The organism is Streptomyces sp. H27-C3, assembly GCF_030063415.1.
Taxonomy (GTDB): Bacteria; Actinomycetota; Actinomycetes; order Streptomycetales; family Streptomycetaceae; genus Streptomyces.
In genome coordinates, this window is the sequence record NZ_JASITA010000111.1 from 1 (window position 1) to 1,301 (window position 1,301).

Consider the following 1,301-nt stretch of genomic DNA (forward strand, 5'->3'; position numbering starts at 1 on the left):
TGAACTGCCCTGAGTTTCGTAGCGGCCGGTTTGTGTGGTTTCAGGCGGTGTTCGTGGTCGCCTGGGTTCGGTGGTGCTGGGCCTCGAATTCTTCGGGTGGGAGGTAGTCGAGGGCGGAGTGCAGGCGTTCGGTGTTGTACCAGCCGACCCACTGGACGACTGCGCGTTCGACCTGGTCAGCGTCGCGCCACGGGCCGTGGTGCTCGATCAGTTCGGCCTTGAAGGATCCGTTGAGGGCCTCGGCCATGGCGTTGTCGTAGCTGTCGGCGACGGAGCCGACGGACGCGGTCGCGCCGACGTCCAGCAGCCGCTCGCTGTAGCGGATGGACACGTATTGCGAGCCGCGGTCGCTGTGATGAATCAGCCCGGAGCCCTTCTTGATCCCCCGCCGCCACAAGGCCATCTCCAGCGCGTCGAGCGGGAGATCGGTGCGCATGTGGGTGGCGAGCTGCCATCCGACGATCATCCGCGAGTACACGTCCAGGACGAAAGCGACGTAGACCCAGCCCGACCAGGTACGGATGTAGGTCAGGTCCGCGACCCACAGCTGATTCGGACGGTGGGCACGGAAGTGCCGGTTGACCAGATCGGGCGGCCTTGGAGCGGACGGTTCGGGGATCGTCGTGCGGCGTCGCTGCCCGCGGATGACACCTTCCAGGCCGTCCTCACGCATCAGCCGCTCGACGGTGCAGCGGGCTGCAGCGACACCCTCCCGCCGCAGCTGGCGGTGGACGCGCCGGGCTCCGTAGGTCTCGCCGGAGCCGGTGTGGATGCGGCGGATATCCGCGACGAGGTGTTCGTCGCGCTGTCGGCGTGCGGACTTCGGACGCTTGCGGCGGGCGTTGTGGGCGGAGACCGACAGGTCCAGTTCCCGGCAGACGGGCTCGACCCCGAAGTCGTCGCGGAGGTGGTTGATCACCGCGTCGGCCTCGTGCGGGGCTGGTCGAGCTCCTTGGCGAAAAACACGCTGGCGGCCTTGAGGATCTCGTTCGCCCGCCGCAACTCAGCTGCTTCTTTCCGGAGTTGTACGAGTTCGGCTCGCTCGGCGGTGGTGAGCAGATCGGGCCGACTGCCGTGGTCGGCCTCGGCCTGGCGGACCCATAGCCGCAATGCTTCCTTGTGGATACCGAGATCCCGCGCCACATGTGCGACCGGACGGCCAGAGTTCTGTACTTCACGGACGGCCCGCTCGCGCAGCTCGTCGGGATACTTCCGGGGTGCAGGCATCAGACCTGTGCTTCCCATCTGCCGAGGCAATCATGCCCGGCTTCAAGGCCGCTACGGAATCCGGTTCAGCTCAA

1 protein-coding gene is annotated in these 1,301 nt (G+C 66.8%); it reads right to left on the bottom strand.

The window, feature by feature from the left end; genetic code table 11:
- Positions 1-40: 40 nt before the first annotated feature.
- A protein-coding gene (locus QMK30_RS38275) for an IS3 family transposase (RefSeq protein WP_283522940.1) occupies positions 41-1,227 on the bottom strand; the annotation gives its coding sequence in 2 pieces (ribosomal slippage) (positions 41-960 and positions 960-1,227; 1,188 coding nt in all).
- Positions 1,228-1,301 lie beyond the last annotated feature (74 nt).